The following is an 18,501-nucleotide window of genomic DNA, read 5'->3' as shown; positions in this document are numbered from 1 at the left end:
CCCGTCCGCGAGCCGCCCGCAAATCGATGGAGGGGCCGGGCGTGACGGGCGCCTCGACGTCCTGCGGCAGGCGCCGGTGCAACTCGTCATAGAAGCGCTCATCCGGCCAATCCTCGACCCGGTCGGCGAGGGGAGCCTGCGCTCGATCAGCCGGCGTCTTCCTTGGGAGAGGGGCGCAGCCGGCACCTTGTGCGGAATGGTGCGTTCGGGCACAGTCTTGGACAAATCGAACCGTGAGCGCGATCCGGGCGGCGTGCATGAACTTGCCCGGTGGATTGCCCCTTCAATAATTGCCCCTTCAACAAAAAGAGCACGCGATGGGCAGCACGGTCCCGGCCTATGCCCTCTATGGCGAGGGCAGCGACGGCTTTCCCGACGAACTGCATGTGGAGACCATCGTCGCCCGCAGTTCAATCCATGAATGGCGCATCCGCTCCCACCGCCACGGCGACCTCTACCAGTTCTTCTTCATTGCAAGTGGCGGCGGCGTCGCCTCCATCGACGGCGCGACCCATGTCTTGCGCCCCGGCTCGGCGGTGGTTCTGCCGCCCCTGGTGGTGCACAGCTTCGATTTCGAGGCGGGAACCGACGGCTATGTGGCGAGCGTTCCGCCCGCGGTCCTGGACCGGGCCTCGACCACCCACGGGCAATGGCGCAGCGCTTTGGCGCGCCCGGCGGTGATCGCAGCAGAACCGGAGGCGGCCTCACGACTGTCGCAGATGCTTGCGCTCGCCCACGCGGAGTTCGCCGATGCACGTGCCGGGCGGACCGAGGCGCTGACGGCCTTCGCCGGCCTCATCCTTGTCTGGTTCCGGCGCGCCATCGCGGCAGTGTCGCCCGACGGCGGGCCGGGCGGGGCATCGGTCCAGCGGCGCCTGTTCGAGCGTTTCCGGGCGCAGGTGGAGGAGGATTTTCGCCGTCACCCCTCCCTCGCCGACCGGGCCCGGCGGCTGGGGGTGAGCGCCCCCCATCTCAGCCGGGTGTGCCGGCAGATGGTGGGGCGCTCGGCGCTGGGCGTGGTGCAGGAGCGCTTGGTGCTGGAGGCGCGGCGCCACCTGCTCTACACCTCCATGACCGTCGCCGAGATCGCCTTCCTGCTGGGCTTCACCGATCCGGCCTATTTCACCCGCCTGTTCACCCGCCATGTGGGGCAGAACCCGAGCGCCTATCGCGATGCCTTCTCTGTCCCCTCGGATGCGGCAGCGCTGCAGCAATCGGGGACTGTTTCGCTGCGCCACAATCGGCGACCAAGCGAGGGGTGACCGACCGTGCCGAAGGCGCCGCATCATGGCGCCCCTGTCGCCGGAGGAACGGGCGCTCCTTGCCAAGCTCGTGGACGCCACCAACGAACTGAGCCTCACCCCCACCCAGCTCCCGCCGGCCCGATTTCGGGGAGCACCTCAGGTGCGGTTCGACCTTTCTCGTGGTTGCGATGGAATGCGAGGGGCGGCTCAGAACAGCTCGGGACGGATCTCGCTCAACAGATGCGGGGCGGCGCGCAGGGGCGAGAGCCAGCCGGGGATCTTCGGCAACTCGTAAGCGGCGAAATACCGGGCAGTCGCGACCTTGCCGTCCACGAACACTGCCGGCAGGTGCTCTCGCGCCGCCTCTGCGGCAAGCGCCTGGTCCAGCCAGAGCCAGCCGGCCACCAAATGGCCGAAGGCGGAGAGCACGGCGGTGGCATTGTCCAGGGCGCCGGTGCCCGCGGGATCGGCGACCAGGGTCTGCGCGACGTCCGCAACCGCCCCCCGCGCCATCTTCAGCACCTGCCCGGCCTCCGCGAGGGCTGCGGAGCCCGTGGCCCGGGTCAGCGTCCCGTCGATCCGCGACAGCAGCAGGGCGAAGGCCTCGCCCTTGTCGCGGATGAGCTTGCGGCCGACGAAGTCGATGGACTGGATGCCGGTCGTCCCCTCGTGGATGGGGTTGAGGCGGTTGTCGCGATAGAGCTGCTCCACGTCGAAGTCGCGGGTGTAGCCGTAGCCGCCGTGGATCTGGATGGCGATATCGCTGGCGGCGAGGCCCCATTCCGAGCTCCAGGTTTTTGCCACCGGCGTGAGGAGGTCGAGCAGTTGCCGCGCCTCGACGTCCCCTGCCGCCTCGGCGCGGTCGGCGAGATGGAAACAGTAGAGCACCAGCGCCAGGGATCCTTCCGCATAGGCCTTCTGCGCGAGCAGCATCCGTTTCACGTCGGCATGGGCGATGATGGGGATCGGGCGCATGTGTGGTGTCGCGCCGCGCGGACGGCCCTGGGCGCGGTCGCCGGCATAGGCGACGCTGAGGCGGTGGCTGCGATAGGCCAGCATGGCCGCCCCGAGCCCGACCTGGAGCCGTGCCTCGTTCATCATCATGAACATGATCGCGAGCCCCTGCCCGGGCGCGCCGACGAGGTAGCCCACCGCACCCGACACGCCGCCCGGCCGGTGGCGCTGGCCCTCGCCGAAATCGAGCAGGCAGTTGGCGGTGCCGCGATAGCCCATCTTGTGGTTCAGCCCCGCCACCACCACGTCGTTGGGCGCGCCGGCGAAGTCGCCCGGTGCGACGAGGATCTTCGGCACGGCGAACAGCGAGATGCCGGCGGCGCCGGGGACGACCTTTCCATCCGGACCGGGGATCTTCGCCAAGACCAGGTGGCAGATGTTCTCGGATGCGTCCTGGTCGCCCCCGGAGATCCACATCTTGTTGCCGGCGAGGCGATAGCGCGGGCCGAGACCATCTTCCCCGTCCGCCACCGCGCGGGTGGCGATATCGGCAAGGGAGGAACCCGCCTGCGGCTCGGAGAGGCACATGGTGCCGAAAAAACGCCCCTCGATCTCGGGCCGTGCGAGGGCGTCGATCAGCGCAGCGCTGCCGAAGGTGGTGATGAGCCGCGCATTTGCCACCGTCAGCATGGGATAGGCGGCGGTGGCGATGTTCGCTGCGAGGAAATGGGCGAAGGACGCGGCCGCCACGGTGAGCGGCAGTTGCATGCCCCCATGTTCACAGGCGAAGCTCTGTCCGAACAGGCCCGCCTCGGCATAGGCGGACAGTGCGGCGGTGATCTGAGGCAGGATATGGACGCCGCTCGCATCGAGCGTTGGCTCCGTCACGTCCGCCGTCTTGTAGTGGGGCAGGAAATGGCGCGCGGCGACAGTCTCGCTCAGATCGAGCAGCGCCGTCAGCGTCTCGCGGCTGAGGTCGGAAAAGCGCGGGACCTCGGCCAGCCGGTCTGCGCCCAGCCAGTCGAGCAGAAGGAAATCCAGGTCCGCGCGACGGATCAGAGATGTGGCAGTCATGGGTGGTCCCGTGTTTCGCTTGAGAACAGCGGCGCCCGCGCTCAGACCGCGGTCATGCCGCCGTCCACGGCGAGGATCTGGCCGGTGATATGGGCGCCAGCGTCGGAGGCGAAGAGCAGCGCCGCGCCCTTCAGGTCGCCCGCGCCGCCGAGCATGCCGCGCGGCGTCACGGCGAGCAGTTTCTCGCCGTGCCTGTCGAGGGTGCCGGCGGTCATCTTCGAGGGGAAGTAGCCCGGCGCGAGGGCGTTCACCGTGATGCCGCGCGCGCCCCATTCGGCGGCGAGCGCGCGCGTCAGGCTGATGACGCCACCCTTCGAGGCATTGTAGGCGACGGTGCCTTCCATGCCCGGCAGGTTGCCCGTCAGGCCGGCGATGGAAGCGATGTTGACGATGCGCCCGCACTCCTGCGGCAGCATCGCGCGCGCGGCCACCTCGCGGGTCAGATCGAACAGGCGGTTGAGGTTGAGGTCCATTACCTTGGCCCAGCCCTGCGGCGGATAGGCTTCGGCCGGAGCGCCCCAGGTGGCGCCCGCATTGTTCACGAGAATGTCGATCCGTCCCGTTACCGCGAGGGCCTCGGTCACGATGCCCGGGATCGATGCGGCGTCGGACAGATCCGCCGCGAGCGTGATCGCGGCGATGCCGAGCCCTTCCAGATGTTGCCTGGCCCGCGCCAGTTCGTCGGCCTTGCGCGCGGTGATGACCACAAGGGCGCCGAACTCGCCCAGCGCCTCCGCCATCTGCAGGCCGATGCCACGCGAGCCGCCCGTGACGATCGCCACGCGCCCGGAGAGGTCGAGGAGGCGATGCAGGTCGTTGGTCATGCGCCGTCTCCATTGAGGCGGGCGAAGCCGATGCCGGACCCGGCCGCTCGGAGCAGGAGGTCGGCGGGCTGCCAGGCCCAGCCCTGATAGGCACCGGCGAAGTCCTCGATGCGGGAGAGGACGCGCGGCAATCCCACGCGATCGGCATGGAACATTGGCCCGCCCCGGAAGCGCGGGAAGCCGTAGCCGTTCACCCACACCGTATCGATGTCGAGCGGGCGCGCCGCGATTTTGTCCTCAAGGATGCGCGCGCCCTCGTTCACCAGCGCATAGACGCAGCGCTCGACGATCTCTTCGTCGCCGATCGGCCGGCGGGTGATGCCGAGGCGCTTTGATTCCTCTGCCACCAGCGCGTCGATGGCCGGGTCCACGTCCGGCTTGCCGCCCTTGCCGTAGAGATAGTAGCCGGCCCCGGTCTTCTGCCCGAAGCGGCCCATCTCGCAGATGAGGTCGGGGATGCGCGAATAGGGCCGATCGGGCTGCTCCACGGCGCGGCGCTTGCGAATGCTCCAGCCGATGTCCTGGCCCGCGAGGTCCATGGTGCGCAGCGGGCCCATGGCCATGCCGAAGGCTTCCATGGCGGCGTCCACCTGCTGCGGCAGGGCGCCTTCCTCCAGCAGGAAATAGGCCTGACGCAGATATTCCTCGAACATGCGGTTGCCGATGAAGCCGTCGCACACGCCGGAGACCACGCCCACCTTGCGGATCTGCTTGGCGAAGGTCATGGCGCGCGCGAGCGTCAAGGGCGCGGTCTTTTCGCCACGCACTACCTCCAGCAGTCGCATGATGTTGGCGGGGCTGAAGAAGTGCATTCCGACCACGCACTGCGGCCGTTTCGTGAATGCGGCAATCCTGTCCACGTCCAGCGTCGAGGTGTTGGAGGCGAGGACGGCGTGTTCGTCGGCCAGCCGGTCAAGCGCCTCGAAAACCTGCTGCTTGACGACGATGTCCTCGAACACCGCCTCGATGACGACGTCGGCGCCGCGCACGGATGCGAGATCGAGCGAGAAGCCGATGAGCGCGCGCTGTGCCGCGCCCGCGGCCTCGCTCAGCCGTCCGCGCTCGACTGAGCGCGCGATCGCGCTCTCGACCGAGGAGCGGGAGCGTTCCAGCGCTGCGGCGTTGGCGTCGATGACGGTGACGGGGAGGCCGGCCTGAGCCACCGCGAGCGCGATGCCCGTTCCCATGGTGCCAGACCCGATGATGGCGACGGCCCGCACCGGGTCAACCTTCAGCGCCGGATCGAGGCCCGGCACCCGCGCCACCGCGCGCTCTGCGAGGAAGGCGTGCCGCAGGCCGCGCGCCGGCTCGCTGACCAGCAGGCGGTCGAAGAGGTCGTATTCGACCTCTAAGCCCCCATCGAAGCCTTGCGTGATGCCGGTCTCGATGGCGTTGAGCGCACCGCGCACCGCATCGCCCGGCGCGCCACGGGGAGCCTTGGCGCGCGCTTCTGCCATGGCGCTCGGCCCGCCCTCGTTGGAAATCTCCCGGTCCCGGCTCCTGCGGCGGCCCTCTCCGGCGACCGAACGGGCATAGGCAATGGCCTCGGCCTGCACGTCGTCTCCCGCGAGGGCGTCCAGCAGGCCGAGGCGGCGAGCCTGCGCGGCGTCGATGGCCGTGCCGCCGGAGATCAGCTGCACCGCCTGCGCTGCGCCGGTCAGGCGGGGGAGCCGCTGGGTCCCGCCCGCGCCGGGAATGAGACCCAGCGTCACTTCGGGCAGCCCCACCTTCGCGTCCGCCGTGGCGATGCGGTAGTCGGTCGCCAGCGCGAGCTCCAGGCCGCCACCGAGGGCGCCGCCCTGGATGGCGGAAACCACCGGCTTCTTCAGGCCATCGAGGACATGACCGAGCCGGCGCGCCGGAGCCGCGATCGCGGCAGGGTCCTTGTCGAACTCGGCGATATCCGCGCCCGCGCTGAACATCCGGCCTTCGGCCGCCAGCACGATGGCCTTGACCTGGGGATCGGCATCGAGCGCGTGCAATGCAGCCTCGATGGCTTGGGGAATGCCCGCGCGCGCCGAGATGGGATTGAGGGGCGGATTGGAGAAGACGATGATCCCGATCCCGTCCTCGATATGCGTCTTGACCGGCACGATGCTTCCCTCCGCTCGCCCTCCCGGCGTGGCCCGCGCAGCATGGGGCACATCGGACGAGGACTCCGGCTGACTGTTTGACGTCGGATCGTTCTGCGCAGATTATTATTGTGCGTTGGTGATGATGTAGTCAGAATACGTGTTACGAACTTCGGACTTCAGGAGCTTTCCCGTCGCCGTGTGCGGCAATTCATTTACAAATACAACGTCGTCCGGAATCCACCACCTGGACACCTTGCCGACGTACCAGTCGATGATCTCGCTCTTGTCCGCAGTTCGCCCGGGTTTCAGAACCACGAGCAGGAGGGGACGCTCGTCCCACTTGGCGTGGCGCGCGGCGATGACAACCGCCTCCTCCACCGCCGGATGCGCCACCGCGATGTTCTCGAGCGCAATGGAGCTGATCCACTCGCCGCCAGACTTGATCAGATCCTTGGTGCGGTCGACGATCTCGAAATAGCCGGAGGCATCCTGCGTGACCACGTCGCCGGTACGGAACCAGCCATCGGCCGTGAAGGCGTCCTGGCTCCGGCTCTTGAAATAGGCCGCCGCGATCCAGGGGCCGCGGATCAGCATCTCGCCGGTGGAGGCTCCGTCGGCACGCACTTCGGCGCCGGTGTCGTCCACCACCTTCATCTCCACGCCGAAAGTGGGACGCCCCTGGCGGCGCTGGGAGGCGAGCCATTCGGCAAGCGGCATGTCCTTGTTCTCAATCTTGCGCTGGTTGAACAGGCCGCAGGGGGTGGTCTCCGTCATGCCCCAGGCATGGTTGACGGTGATGGCGAACTCGTCGTGAAAGGCCGTGGCGATGTGGGGCGGGCAGGCGGCGCCGCCCACGGCTATCCTGAGCGGCTGGGGAATGGCCGGTCGGGTCGCGCGCAGGCGCTCAAGCACACCGAGCCAGACGGTGGGCACCGCGGCCGACCATGTCACTCCCGTTGTCGCGATCAGATCGACGAGGTCGGCGGCCTGCGGTCGCGGGCCGGGCAGGACGAGGCTTGCCCCGACCATGGGGGCGCTGTAGGGCAAGCCCCATCCGTTAACGTGGAACATGGGCACCACCGGCATGGCCACATCCACCGCGCGCAGGCCGAAGAAGTCCGGAAGATTGGTGGAATAGCCGTGCAGCATCACCGCGCGGTGCGAATAAAGGACCCCCTTCGGGTGCCCGGTGGTTCCGGAGGTGTAGCAGAGGCTGACCGCCTCATTCTCGTCGAAGCGCGGCCAGTCGATGGTGGTGGGCTCACCGGCGATGAGCGTTTCGTAGGAGAGGACTTCAAGGTGTGTCGTGAGGGCGGTTTGCGGCACGTCGCTGTCGGCGCCGAGCACCACCAGCGTGTTCACGCCCGAGCGTTTCAGCTCGGCCCCCAGCGGCTCCAGGACAGGCATCTCAAGTGGATCGACGAACAGCATCGTGTCTGACGCGTCGGCGACGATGTAAGCGATCTGCTCCCGGAAGAGGCGTGGATTGATGGTGTGGCAGATGGCGCCAACCCCGGCCACGCCGTAATAGAGTTCGAGGTGCCGGTGATCGTTCCAGGCAAGGGTGCCGATGCACGTGCCCACCCCAATGCCGCGTCGCCTCAACGCATGGGCCAGCTGCGCCACCCGGGCCTCGATCTCGGGGTAGGTGTACACCACGCGGCTGCCGTCCGCGCGTCGCGTGGTGACGGTGGCCTGGGTATGGTACTTGGACGCGAAGCGGAGGAGGTCCGACACGTTCAGGTCACGGCGCTGCATCAGGCCCTTCATTATTGTTCCTCCCTCGCGCCCCTGTTGTTCTTCGTCGAACGCGGCCGCCCTCTTGCGGAGCGTCTTCCGGTCAGTTGGGCTGCAAGCCCGGCCGCCCTCACATCCGCTCGAAGATGGCAGCGATGCCCTGGCCGCCGCCGATGCACATGGTCACCAGCGCGTAGCGCCCGCCGATGCGGTGCAACTCGTAGATGGCTTTCACGGTGATGATGGCTCCCGTCGCCCCCACGGGATGGCCGAGGGAGATGCCCGAGCCGTTGGGATTGACCTTCGCGGGATCGAGCCCGAGCTCCCGCGCCACGGCGCAGGCCTGGGCGGCGAAGGCCTCGTTGGATTCGATCACGTCGAGGTCCGCGACGGAAAGCCCGGTGCGTTCCAGCACCTTGCGCGTCGCCGGGATGGGGCCGATGCCCATCTCGTCGGGAGCGACGCCGGCATGGGCGTAACTCACCAGGCGCGCGAGGGGCTTCAGCCCCATCCTCTCGGCAAGCTCCGCCTCGGCCAGCACCACCGCGGCTGCAGCGTCGTTGATCCCGGATGCGTTGCCGGCGGTCACGGTGCCGTCCGCCTTGAATGCCGGCTTCATCCGGGACAGGACATCGAAGGTGCTATCGACGCGCACGTGCTCGTCCGTATCGAAGACCGTCGTGCCTTTGCGGGAGACGATCTCCACCGGCACGATCTGCTCGCGAAAATGCCCCTCGGCGATGGCATGGGCGGCGCGGCGATGGCTCTCCGCGGCAAGCGCGTCCTGGTCCTCCCGGCTCACCTTGAGGCGGGCGGCCACGTTCTCCGCGGTGATCCCCATGTGGATATCCAGGAACGGGTCGTGCAGGACGGCGAGCATGTAGTCCACCATGCGTCCATCGCCCATGCGCTGGCCCCAGCGCATGCCGGGGGAGATGTAGGGCGCCCGGCTCATGGATTCGGCGCCGCCGCCGATCGCGATGTCGGCATCGCCGATCGCGATCGTCTGCGCGGCCGAAATGATGGCCTGGAGGCCGGAACCGCAGAGCCGGTTGACGTTGAAGGCCGGCACCGTCTCGGGCAGGCCCGCATTGAGCGCGGCGACGCGGCTGAGATAGGCGTCCTTGGGCTCGGTCGGGATGACGTTGCCGAGGACGACGTGGCCGACCTTGCCCGGCGCGGCGCCGCTGCGCTCCAGCGCGGCCTTCACGGCGGTGGTCGCGAGCTGCGACAGGGGCACGTCCCTGAGGGCCCCGCCGAAGGTGCCTATGGCCGTGCGTGCGGCGCCGACGATCACGATGTCACGTGTCATTGCTGCCTTCCTTGGGTCGCGCCCGTCGCTCCCCGCAGAGGGGAGCAGGCGCCTGTGCAATCTCGACTGGACCAAGAGACGTCTTGTCTGCACCCGCCGCCGGGCCGCGGGTGATCGGCGGCGCCGCACAGGACGGTCCGTCGCGCCTGCCGGCCGAAAAAAGACGCCGGAGAGCGGAAGCCGGAGCCTGTCTCCAGCTTCCTTGCGTCGCGGTTCAGGCGTCGACGAGATGCTTGCGGATGAAAGCGGAAGCCGTGGCGCCGGCGCGGGACAGGTGGTCCTGCTGGGAGTAGAGGCTCATGTGCGAGACCTTGGGGATCACCGCCAGCTCCTTCCGCGCGGAGGGGACCGAATGGTAGGTGGCGATCTCCAGATCCCACAGGGTGATCTCGTCGCCCTCGGCGATGACGAACAGGATGGGCTTGTCGTAGATGCGCCGCGCGAACGGCCCCACATCGTAGTTCAAAAGCAGCTCGGTGCTCTCGATCGAGCTCCAGTGCTCGTGGTTCGGGGCCTCGCGGGCCTTGATGTCGTTGAACACCGAATGGATCGTGGGGAACGGCCAGGTCGACAGTTCCGTCGGCGGCGTGAGCGAGGACATGGGCATGCGGCCGTCATGCCCCTTCGCGCGGTCCCTGCGGTCCTCGAGCAGAAGGTCTTCAAGGTCGTTGAAGCGGATGGAACCGTGGGTCCGCCGCATGGTCTCGTAGCCGTTGACGACCGGAATGTTGGAGACCGCGAGCTTCACCCGGCTATCGATGGCGGCCACGGCGATGACGTGGCCGCCGGCATAGGAGATACCCCACACGCCGATGCGCCGGGGATCGATCTCGGGCAATGTCTCCACATAGGTGACGGCATTGCGGAAATCCTCGATCTGCTCCCATGGATCGATGTGCTGGCGGCGGGTTCCGCTGCTCTCGCCGAAGTTGCGATAGTCGAACATGAGCACGGCAGCGCCGGCCGCCACGATGCCCGTGGCATAGTGCGGCATGACGATTTCTTTCACATAGCACCATCCGCCCCCCATCACGACGATCGGCACCGGGCCGGTCGCGCCGTCCGGCATGATGAGGGTGCCACTGAGCGTATGATCGCCGCTCCTGAACTCGACTTTCTTCTGGCTCGCCATGTCCTGTTTCCTTGCCCGGGCCCTGGAACATTATTAGTCGGTCGTCCAATCAAATATCGGCCGAGAACGTGCCTGTCAACCGGTTGCCGCAACACGGCCGATGGGCAATCATGCGGACAGGCCAGTTGGGGCCGATGGCGAGGGATTAAGTGAAAAAGAAAGCCGCTCCGGATGCAGCCCCACCGACGCGCGAACGCATCTTGAGTGCAGCCGAGCATCTGTTCGCCACCCACGGCTATGATGCCACGTCCCTGCGCGACATCGCGATCAAGGCGGAGACGCGAATCGGCCTGGTCTCCTATCACTTCCAGAACAAGGAGATGCTCTACGAGACGCTCATCGAGCGCCGATCCTCGGAGGTCGGCCGGAGGCGCCTTAGTCTTCTGACCCAAGCACGGAAGTCATTCCTGCCGATGGCTATTCCGGCTGAGCGTATCATCCACGCCTATACATGGCCATTTCTGGACCTGGCCCACAGCGCCGGGCCGGAATGGAAGAGCTATACGAAAATCATATCGAGTGTTGCCAATTCACCGCGATGGACGGGGTTGATCAGCACGTATTACGATCCGGTGGCTACCGTTTTTCTCAATGAGTTCCGCCGCACGTTCCCGACCTGCCCCGAGCCCAGACTCGTGGCAGGCTTCACCTTCATGGTCAGCGTGATGCTCGGGATCGCAGCCGAGACGGGACGGGCAGAGCAACTGTCCGACGGGGCCATGCGGTCCACGGACATCGACCAAATCTTCGATGTGATGCTGCCCTTCCTCTCTGCCGGCTTCGAGCGCCTGGGTGGCGCGGACGACGGCAAGCAGGCCCGGCCCCCTTCGATCGCGTGACCCCGCACGGCTCGGCATATTTTCGTTGACATTCCCTTCGTCTCAAGTTTTGGTCGTTCGTCCAACTAACAGTTTGGCGGCCTGCCGACGGTCATCGTGCGCGATCACCAGCCGGCCGGCTTGAAAGCTGCCGAGCCGCGGCAGGCCAAAATAAGGGGATGGAAACATGCGCATCACGATCGCCGCCGCGACCGCCGTGTCGGGCCTCCTTCTTGCCGGCATCGCCGGACTAGGCCTGGCGCAGGAGCAACCTTTCAAGGTCAGGATCGGCGTCCTCACCGACCTGTCCGGCCCCTTCGCCGATTTCGCCGGCAAGGGCTCGGTGATCGCTACGCAGATGGCGGTGGAGGACTGCCTCAAGGCCGAGTGCAAGGGCATGCAGATCGACGTGATCGCCGCCGACCATCAGAACAAGGCCGATGTTGCCCTCGGCATCGCCCGCAAGTGGGTCGACACGGAAAATGTGGATGCGATCGGGGACGTGGTGAATGCGGCCGTGCAGCTGGCCGTCCAGTCGCTCGCGCGCGAGAAGAAGACGTTCGCGGTCCTGTTCCCAGGCGGCACCGCGCGGCTCACCAACGAGGATTGCTCCCCCGAAACGTCGGTTCAGTGGATGTGGGACACCTACAGCCAGGTCGCAGGCGCGATGAAGCCCCTGGCCAAGCCGGGCACCCGGTGGTTTTTCCTCGCGTCCGACTATGCCTTCGGCCATTCGCTGCAGAAGGACGGCGCCGAAATCATCAACGCGCAGGGGGCCACGATGGTCGGTGCTGTGCGGCATCCGTTTCAAACCAGCGACTTCTCTTCGTTTCTCCTGCAGGCGCGGGCTTCCAATGCAAACTACCTCGCGTTTGCCAACGCGGGTGCCGATGCGACCGCCTCGATCCGCCAGGCTTCCGAGTTCGGCTTGCAGGCCAGCGGCAAGAAGCCCGTGGCGCTGTTCCTGACGCTGCAGGACGTGAAGGCACTCGGTCTCGCGGCGGCCGCCGGCACGCAACTGACGGAGAGCTTCTACTGGAACTTCGATGACGGCACCCGGCGCTGGTCGGAGCGTTTCGCCGAAGCTGCCGGCGGAGGAAAAATGCCCTCCATCAGCCACGCGGGAGCGTATTCGGCCACCCGCCACTACTTGAAGGCCGTCGCGGCGTCGAAGTCCAAGCAGCCCAAGACTGTCACCGCCAGGATGCGCGAGATTCCCGTGCAAGACGACATCGTCCGCAACGCCACCCTGCGGGCGGACGGGCGCCTCGTCCACGACACCCTTCTGCTTCAGGTCAAGACGCCCCAGCAGTCGAAATCCGAATGGGACGTCTACAATGTGCTCGAGGTCATTCCCGGTGATCAGGCCTTCCGCCCGCTGTCGCAGAGTGCCTGCCCTGCCATCAGGAAGGCCGGATGAGCGGGGCAGGGCCTTCATCACCCCCGCCATTCAATAGAGTGCGCAGCTGATCAAGGAGCAGAAGTTCGAGTTCCGGAGCTGGCGTGTAATAGCAATGGCCCGTGAGTTTGACTCGCGGGCCATTGCTATTGGCCTGTTTTTCGAGAACTCGATGGTGGCGAGGTGCCCCGGGGGAGCCCAGCCGCCTCCCCATTCCCCTCACTTCGGTGCGGGTCGTCCCGGTCGCGGGCGTCGCTCGCGAGGTCAAGGCGTCCGCTGCGGCGAGGATGATCGCCTCTGCCGCAAAGGCGTTGGCGGCAAGCTGGCCCACGGCCTGGTGCAGGAAGGGATCGTCGGCGGGCTTGGGCACCGGCGCGTAATAAAAGCTGCGCTTGCGCCGCTGCACCAGAGCGATGGCATCTTCGAGCGCGCCGCGGGCGATGCCGGCCACCACGGTGGTGAGAAAGAGCTGTGCCTGAGTGTTGGAATAGGCGAGGCTATAGCCACGACCGGGGCTGTCGAACACCGCCTCGTCCGCCTCGACCCGCACGGTGTGGAAGCGCGTGGTGCCCGAGGCGGTGAGGCGCTGGCCGGCGCCGTCCCAGTCATCGAGGATCTCGATGCCCTCGCGCCGGGTGGGGATGATGACCGCGGCCACCCGCCCGTCGGCGAAGCCGCGCGCACCAGCACGGAATCGGCGAACAGGGTGCCGGTGCTGTAATATTTCACCCCGTTCAGGCGGAAGCCATCGCCGTCCACATCGAGCTTCGTGTCGGGGGCAAATCCGCCCGCGGGGTTGGAGCCGGCCTCGGTGGAGGCAAGGCCGAAAATCGCGCCCGCCGCCACCTCGGCCTGCCAGGCCCGGCTCTTTGCATCATAGGGCAGCCGCGCGTATTGCTCAGCGACCGTGAAATGGTTGCGGAAGATGTGCGCCACATTGGCGTCGGCCGCGGCGAGGTCCCGCGCCAGCTTGTAGGTCTGGCGGAAGGTCGCGCCCGCGCCGCCATCCGCCTGCGCGAGCCGGAGCGCGCCGAAGCCCGCCTCCTTCAGCAGTCCGATCGCCTCGAAAGGGAGCACGCGATCGCGCTCCCGCGCGCTGGAGCCGGCGCCGATCTGTTCGAACAGTGCGCGCCAGTCGGCAGGGTCGGCCGAGCGCCGGATGGCGGGCGTGCCGGCTGTCTCGGCGGGCAGGGGGATGACAGGCTTGTTCATGGCAATCCTCGGGATGTGGCGCGTGCGGCTCGGGCGGGTCAGTATTGGGCGAGATGATCGGCGACGATGATCTTCTCGGGCAGGATCTTGCGCGCCGCGAGCCAGTCCGCCGCCGTCTGCAGCTGTGGATGTCGTTGCTCGTCACCGAACCCTTCGCATGGCCGACCAGGGCGGCGATGGTGACCCCGGTGAAGCCGAGATCATTCGCGACGCTGGCGACGCTGTGGCGGAGAATGTGAGGGGTGACGTCGGCGAGGGACGAGCCCGCGATGATCTTCCTCCAGTGATGGGGAAGCTGCCGAACGCGTTCTCGCCGTCCCGGCCGACGTCATGGATTTCCTTGGCTTGCAGTCAATCTCGATGTCATCTCGGGCGTCTTTCTCAAGGCGGTCGTCTGCAGGGCTATCGCGCCCAAAAAATGCGCCCGCCGCCACGGAGCGGTTGACTTCCAAAAAATGTTATAGAGAATAACAAATATGGAAATGCGGGAGGAGGAAACCCATGGCCGAGGCGGCATCGGCGCCGGCAGCGAGCGCGTTCAACGGGGCGCAGCACCGCCATGCGGGTGGCCCCCTCGTGGTCACGCGGGACGGCGACATTCTCATCGTGGGTCTCGATCGGCAGGCCAAGCGCAATGCCATCAATGATTCCACCATCGAGGCGCTGGATGCGTGCTTCTCGTCCATTCCCGACGATGTGCGGGCGGTGGTGATCCACGGCATCGGCCCCAATTTCTCCGCCGGGCTCGATCTTTCGGAAATTTCCGAGCGGGACGTGACCGACGGGGTGTTCCACTCCCGCGCCTGGCACCGCTGCTTCGAGAAGATCGAGTTCGGCCGCGTGCCGGTGGTGGCGGTGCTCAAGGGCGCGGTCATCGGCGGCGGGCTGGAGCTTGCCTGCGCCGCCCACATCCGCGTCGCCGAGCCGTCCGCCTTCTATGCCCTGCCCGAGGGGCAGCGCGGCATCTTCGTGGGCGGCGGTGGATCGGTGCGGCTGCCCAAGCTCATCGGCGTCGCGCGCATGGCGGACATGATGCTGACCGGCCGCTCCTATTCGGCGGCGGAGGGCGTCGGTCTCGGTTTCTCGCAATATCTGGTGGGTGAGGACGAGGGCTTTGCCCATGCGCTCGACCTTGCCCGGCGCATTTGCGGCAACGCCCCGCTTACCAATTTCGCCGTCATCCAGGCCCTGCCGCGCATCGCCGACAGTGATCCGCGCGTGGGCTACCTGATGGAATCCCTTGTTTCCGCCGTCGCCCAGGGCGATCGCGAAGCCAAGACCCGCGTGCGCGCCTTCCTCGAGAAGCGCGCCGCCAAGGTGACCCGCCCGGACTGATCCGGACGGTCCAAGCATCACGCCGGATCAACCGGCAGGATGGCCCGCGCCGGAGAACTGGCGGGGCCGAGGAAACGACGAGGCGTCGCGCCATGGGGCGACGACAGCCTGCGGGAGGGAATGATGCACGCCATGATTCCGCCGAGCGCACCCCTGCGCCTGTTCGGCAAGCTCGACCCTGTGGTGGAGACGCGGCCGGACGGGGTCATCGTGGTCCGTTCGGCCAAGCCTCTGCCCCATTACGCCGCCTCGCTGGTGGACCGGCTGGAGCATTGGGCCAAGGTGACGCCCGAGCGGGTGTTCCTCGCCGAGCGCAGGGCCGGCGGCGGCTGGCGCGAGCTGACCTTTGGTGCCGCCTTCGAGCAGATCCTGCATATCGGTGCGGCACTGCTTGCCCGCGACCTGTCGGAGGACGAGCCGGTGCTCATCCTCTCCGGCAACGGCATCGACCACGCCCTCGTCTCCCTCGCCGGCATGGCGGTGGGCGTGCCCACCTGCCCCATGTCCACGGCCTATTCGCTGGTGTCGCAGGACCTCGGCAAGCTCAGCTATGCCCTCGACCTGCTCACCCCGCGCCTCGTCTTCGCGGCGGAGGGCAGGGCCTATGCCCGCGCGCTGAGGAAGGTGAAGGAGCGCGGCATCGAGATCGTCGTCTCCGACGACAGCGCGGAGGAACTGGGCGCTACCCCTTTCAGCAGCCTGGTGGAGCGCCCCATCTCATCGGCGGTGGTCTCCGCGCGCACCCAGGTGGGGCCGGATTCCATCGCCAAGTTCCTGCTCACCTCCGGGTCCACCGGCTATCCCAAGGCGGTCACCAACACCCACCGCATGATCTGCGCCAACCAGGCCATGCTGGCGGAGGCCATGGCCTTCCTGAAGGACGAACCACCGGTGCTGGTGGACTGGCTGCCCTGGGCCCACACCTTCGGCTCCAACCACAACTTCGGCATCGCCCTCTACAATGGCGGCACCCTCTACATCGATGCCGGCAAGCCCATGCCGAACGGCATCGAGGCGACGGTGCGCAATCTGCGGGAGATCGCGCCCACCATCTATTTCAACGTGCCGAAGGGGTTCGAGGCGCTGTTGCCCTATCTCCAGGCCGACGAGGCGCTGCGGCTGCATTTCTTCTCCCGGCTGAAGCTCATGTTCTATGCCGGGGCGGGGCTGTCGAAGCCGGTGTGGGACGCCTATCGCGACCTCTCCATCGACACGGTGGGCCATGCCATCACCATGACCACCTCCCTCGGCGCCACCGAAACCGCCCCCGGCGCGCTCATCGGCGTGCGCGAGGTGGACCGGCCGGGCATCGTCGGGGTGCCCCATCGCGGCGTCGAGCTGAAGCTCGTGCCCAATGCCGGCAAGCTGGAGGCGCGCCTGCGCGGCCCCAACATCATGCCCGGCTACTGGCGCCGCCCGGACCTCACCCAGAGCGCGTTCGACGCCGAGGGCTTCTATCTGCTCGGCGATGCGCTGCGGCTTGCCGAGCCGAACAATTTCGCCGCCGGCTTCGAGTTCGACGGGCGGGTCTCCGAGGACTTCAAGCTGGCCACCGGCACCTGGGTCAGCGTCGGGCCGTTGCGGGTGGACTTCATCGGCAAGCTCGATCCGCTGGTGAAGGATGCCGTGGTCACCGGCCACGACCGGGACGACATCGGCATGCTGGTGTTCCCGGAGGAGGACGCGGTCCGCGCCCTCGCCCCCCATCTGCCCGCCGATGCGCCGCTGGCCGAGGTGCTGGCCGATCCGGCGGTGCATGACGCCTTCCGCGCGCGGCTCGCCGAGATCGCCAAGGTCTCCACCGGGTCCTCCACCCGGGTGATGCGCCTCGCACTGCTCGCCGAGCCGCCCTCCATCGACCTCGGCGAGGCCACCGACAAGGGCTCGCTGAACCAGCGCGCCGTGCTCGCCAATCGCGCGAGCGAGGTGGAGGCCCTTTACGCCGCCGAGAGCGCGCCCAACGTGGTGAGGCTCTAGCGCCCAGCGGCCGGCTGCGGCGCCCGCCGCTCCCGGCCATGCCCCCGAACACCCCGACGATCTTGCGGGCGCGCGGCCTTGCCGGCGCCCGATGGTCCGACGCATGCCGCAAGAACACGCAGCAAGAAAGGTCCTTCCATGAGCACGGTTCCCGGCGCGGTCACGCTCAGCTTCGACGACGTCTTCCTCGTGGACGGCGCCCGCACGCCGTTCGTGGACTATAACGGCGCGTTGTCCCAGGTCTCGCCCACCGACCTCGGCATCAAGGCCGGGCGCGAGGCGTTGCGCCGGGCCGGCGTCGACCCGTCCGAGGTCGGGACGGTGGTGGCCGGCAACATGGCGCAGGCCAGCTTCGACGCCTATTTCCTGCCTCGCCATGTGGGCCTTTATTGCGGCGCGCGCACCGAGGTGCCGGCCCATCTCGTTCAGCGCATCTGTGGCACCGGGGTGGAGGTGATCGCCCAGGCCGCCGACGCCCTTTCCCAGAAGCGCGCCGAGGTGGGGCTGTGCGTCGGCACCGAATCCATGAGCCGCAATCCGGTGGCGGCCTACACCCATCGCGGCGGCTTTCGCATGGGGCAGGTGGAGTTCAAGGACTTCCTCTGGGAAAGCCTGCTCGACACCGACTGCGACACCACCATGGGCGGCACGGCGGAGAACCTTGCCCGGGATTTCCAGATCACCCGCGATGAGGTGGACGCCTTCGCCGCGCGCTCCTTCGAGCGGGCGCTCGCCGCCCGCGCCGCCGGCTTCTTCGACGGCGAGATCGTGGCCGTGACCGACGAGACCTTCGAGGCGGATGGCCTGAAGCCCCGCGCCATCAAGCTGAAGGCCAAGGGCGAGGTGGTGAAGGAGGATAGCCATGTGCGGCCCTCGCCCCTGGAGGTGCTGGCGAAGATCCGCCCGGCCTTCGGCGGGGTGCAGACCGGCGGCAATTCCTCCGCCGTGGTGGATGGAGCGGCAAGCGTGGTGCTCGCCTCCGGCGGCTGGCTGAAGGCGAAGGGCAGGGCGCCGCTCGCCCGTATCGTCGCCAGCGCCGCCGTGGGAGTGCCGCCCCACATCATGGGGATCGGCCCGGTGCCGGCCATCCGGGCGGTCTGCGCCAAGGCGGGCATCGCCGTCGCCGACGTGGACCGCATCGAGATCAACGAGGCGTTCGGCGCGCAGATCATGGCCTGTGCCCGCGAGCTCGACCTCGACGACGACCGGCTGAACGTGAACGGCGGCGCCATCGCCATCGGCCATCCCCTGGGCGCCACCGGCGTGCGGCTCGCCCTCACCGTGTCGCGCGAACTGAAGCGATCGGGCCTGCGCTACGGCATCGCCTCGGCCTGCATTGGCGGCGGGCAGGGCATCGCCATGCTGGTCGAAAACCCTGAAGCCGCCTGAGCGGACGCGGGAGCAACAG

Annotated in this window: 13 protein-coding genes and 1 pseudogene; 6 read left to right on the top strand and 8 right to left on the bottom strand. The window is 67.7% G+C overall.

What is annotated here, in order from left to right; all coding sequences use genetic code 11:
• Positions 1–317: 317 nt before the first annotated feature.
• A complete protein-coding gene (locus tag V5F48_RS17260) occupies positions 318–1,262 on the top strand; it encodes a helix-turn-helix domain-containing protein (RefSeq protein ID WP_394259702.1) in 945 nt (314 codons plus the stop codon).
• A gap of 189 nt (positions 1,263–1,451) precedes the next feature.
• On the opposite strand, the gene V5F48_RS17255 is transcribed toward V5F48_RS17260, so the two are convergent.
• From V5F48_RS17255 to V5F48_RS17230, 6 genes are all read right to left on the bottom strand, one after another.
• Positions 1,452–3,272 (bottom strand): acyl-CoA dehydrogenase, encoded by a 1,821-nt coding sequence (locus V5F48_RS17255; RefSeq protein WP_394259701.1) that lies wholly within the window; start codon positions 3,270–3,272, stop codon positions 1,452–1,454.
• A gap of 41 nt (positions 3,273–3,313) precedes the next feature.
• Positions 3,314–4,096, bottom strand: a complete 783-nt coding sequence (locus V5F48_RS17250) for an SDR family oxidoreductase (protein WP_394259700.1) — start codon at positions 4,094–4,096, stop codon at positions 3,314–3,316.
• A complete protein-coding gene (locus V5F48_RS17245; protein ID WP_394259699.1) occupies positions 4,093–6,189 on the bottom strand; it encodes a 3-hydroxyacyl-CoA dehydrogenase NAD-binding domain-containing protein in 2,097 nt (698 codons plus the stop codon). Before V5F48_RS17245 ends, V5F48_RS17250 begins: the two co-directional genes overlap by 4 nt.
• A 105-nt stretch (positions 6,190–6,294) precedes the next feature.
• Positions 6,295–7,941, bottom strand: a complete 1,647-nt coding sequence (locus tag V5F48_RS17240; RefSeq protein ID WP_394259698.1) for a long-chain fatty acid--CoA ligase — start codon at positions 7,939–7,941, stop codon at positions 6,295–6,297.
• A 97-nt stretch (positions 7,942–8,038) separates the two neighbouring features.
• Positions 8,039–9,220, bottom strand: a complete 1,182-nt coding sequence (locus V5F48_RS17235; protein ID WP_394259697.1) for an acetyl-CoA C-acyltransferase family protein — start codon at positions 9,218–9,220, stop codon at positions 8,039–8,041.
• Between the two features lie 214 nt (positions 9,221–9,434).
• A complete protein-coding gene (locus V5F48_RS17230) occupies positions 9,435–10,352 on the bottom strand; it encodes an alpha/beta hydrolase (protein WP_394259696.1) in 918 nt (305 codons plus the stop codon).
• A 149-nt stretch (positions 10,353–10,501) separates the two neighbouring features.
• On the opposite strand from V5F48_RS17230, the gene V5F48_RS17225 reads away from it, so the two are divergent.
• Both V5F48_RS17225 and V5F48_RS17220 read left to right on the top strand, forming a co-directional pair.
• Positions 10,502–11,191 carry a TetR/AcrR family transcriptional regulator gene (locus V5F48_RS17225; RefSeq protein ID WP_394259695.1) on the top strand — a complete coding sequence of 230 codons (690 nt, stop codon included), beginning with the start codon at positions 10,502–10,504 and terminating at the stop codon, positions 11,189–11,191.
• A gap of 166 nt (positions 11,192–11,357) precedes the next feature.
• The gene (locus tag V5F48_RS17220) at positions 11,358–12,590 is read left to right on the top strand and encodes an ABC transporter substrate-binding protein (protein WP_394259694.1); all 1,233 of its coding nucleotides are present in this window, start codon (positions 11,358–11,360) and stop codon (positions 12,588–12,590) included.
• On the opposite strand, the gene V5F48_RS17215 is transcribed toward V5F48_RS17220, so the two are convergent.
• Both V5F48_RS17215 and V5F48_RS17210 read right to left on the bottom strand, forming a co-directional pair.
• Complete coding sequence (locus tag V5F48_RS17215) at positions 12,574–13,227, bottom strand: acyl-CoA dehydrogenase family protein (protein ID WP_394259693.1); 654 nt, start codon at positions 13,225–13,227, stop codon at positions 12,574–12,576. The two genes, V5F48_RS17220 and V5F48_RS17215, sit on opposite strands and share 17 nt — an antisense overlap.
• A gap of 675 nt (positions 13,228–13,902) precedes the next feature.
• Positions 13,903–14,105: pseudogene (locus V5F48_RS17210) on the bottom strand (integrase); the annotation flags it as partial.
• 177 nt (positions 14,106–14,282) lie between these two features.
• On the opposite strand from V5F48_RS17210, the gene V5F48_RS17205 reads away from it, so the two are divergent.
• The 3 genes from V5F48_RS17205 to V5F48_RS17195 all read left to right on the top strand — a co-directional run bounded on the left by V5F48_RS17205 (position 14,283) and on the right by V5F48_RS17195 (position 18,482).
• Positions 14,283–15,116, top strand: a complete 834-nt coding sequence (locus V5F48_RS17205; protein WP_394259692.1) for a crotonase/enoyl-CoA hydratase family protein — start codon at positions 14,283–14,285, stop codon at positions 15,114–15,116.
• 123 nt (positions 15,117–15,239) lie between these two features.
• The gene (locus tag V5F48_RS17200; protein ID WP_394259691.1) at positions 15,240–17,093 is read left to right on the top strand and encodes a feruloyl-CoA synthase; all 1,854 of its coding nucleotides are present in this window, start codon (positions 15,240–15,242) and stop codon (positions 17,091–17,093) included.
• 138 nt (positions 17,094–17,231) lie between these two features.
• Positions 17,232–18,482, top strand: a complete 1,251-nt coding sequence (locus V5F48_RS17195) for a thiolase family protein (protein ID WP_394259690.1) — start codon at positions 17,232–17,234, stop codon at positions 18,480–18,482.
• Positions 18,483–18,501 lie beyond the last annotated feature (19 nt).

The sequence above is a fragment of the Xanthobacter autotrophicus ATCC 700552 genome, assembly GCF_043194565.1.
GTDB lineage: Bacteria > Pseudomonadota > Alphaproteobacteria > Rhizobiales > Xanthobacteraceae > Xanthobacter > Xanthobacter autotrophicus_F.
This window is presented reverse-complemented; position numbering and strand designations above follow the sequence as displayed.

Coding starts and splice junctions, on each gene's coding strand:
- V5F48_RS17260 (WP_394259702.1), top strand. CDS start 318: ATGGGCAGCACGGTCCCGGCCTATGCCCTCTATGGCGAGGGCAGCGAC.
- V5F48_RS17255 (WP_394259701.1), bottom strand. CDS start 3,272: ATGACTGCCACATCTCTGATCCGTCGCGCGGACCTGGATTTCCTTCTG.
- V5F48_RS17250 (WP_394259700.1), bottom strand. CDS start 4,096: ATGACCAACGACCTGCATCGCCTCCTCGACCTCTCCGGGCGCGTGGCG.
- V5F48_RS17240 (WP_394259698.1), bottom strand. CDS start 7,941: ATGAAGGGCCTGATGCAGCGCCGTGACCTGAACGTGTCGGACCTCCTC.
- V5F48_RS17235 (WP_394259697.1), bottom strand. CDS start 9,220: ATGACACGTGACATCGTGATCGTCGGCGCCGCACGCACGGCCATAGGC.
- V5F48_RS17230 (WP_394259696.1), bottom strand. CDS start 10,352: ATGGCGAGCCAGAAGAAAGTCGAGTTCAGGAGCGGCGATCATACGCTC.
- V5F48_RS17220 (WP_394259694.1), top strand. CDS start 11,358: ATGCGCATCACGATCGCCGCCGCGACCGCCGTGTCGGGCCTCCTTCTT.
- V5F48_RS17205 (WP_394259692.1), top strand. CDS start 14,283: ATGGCCGAGGCGGCATCGGCGCCGGCAGCGAGCGCGTTCAACGGGGCG.
- V5F48_RS17200 (WP_394259691.1), top strand. CDS start 15,240: ATGCACGCCATGATTCCGCCGAGCGCACCCCTGCGCCTGTTCGGCAAG.
- V5F48_RS17195 (WP_394259690.1), top strand. CDS start 17,232: ATGAGCACGGTTCCCGGCGCGGTCACGCTCAGCTTCGACGACGTCTTC.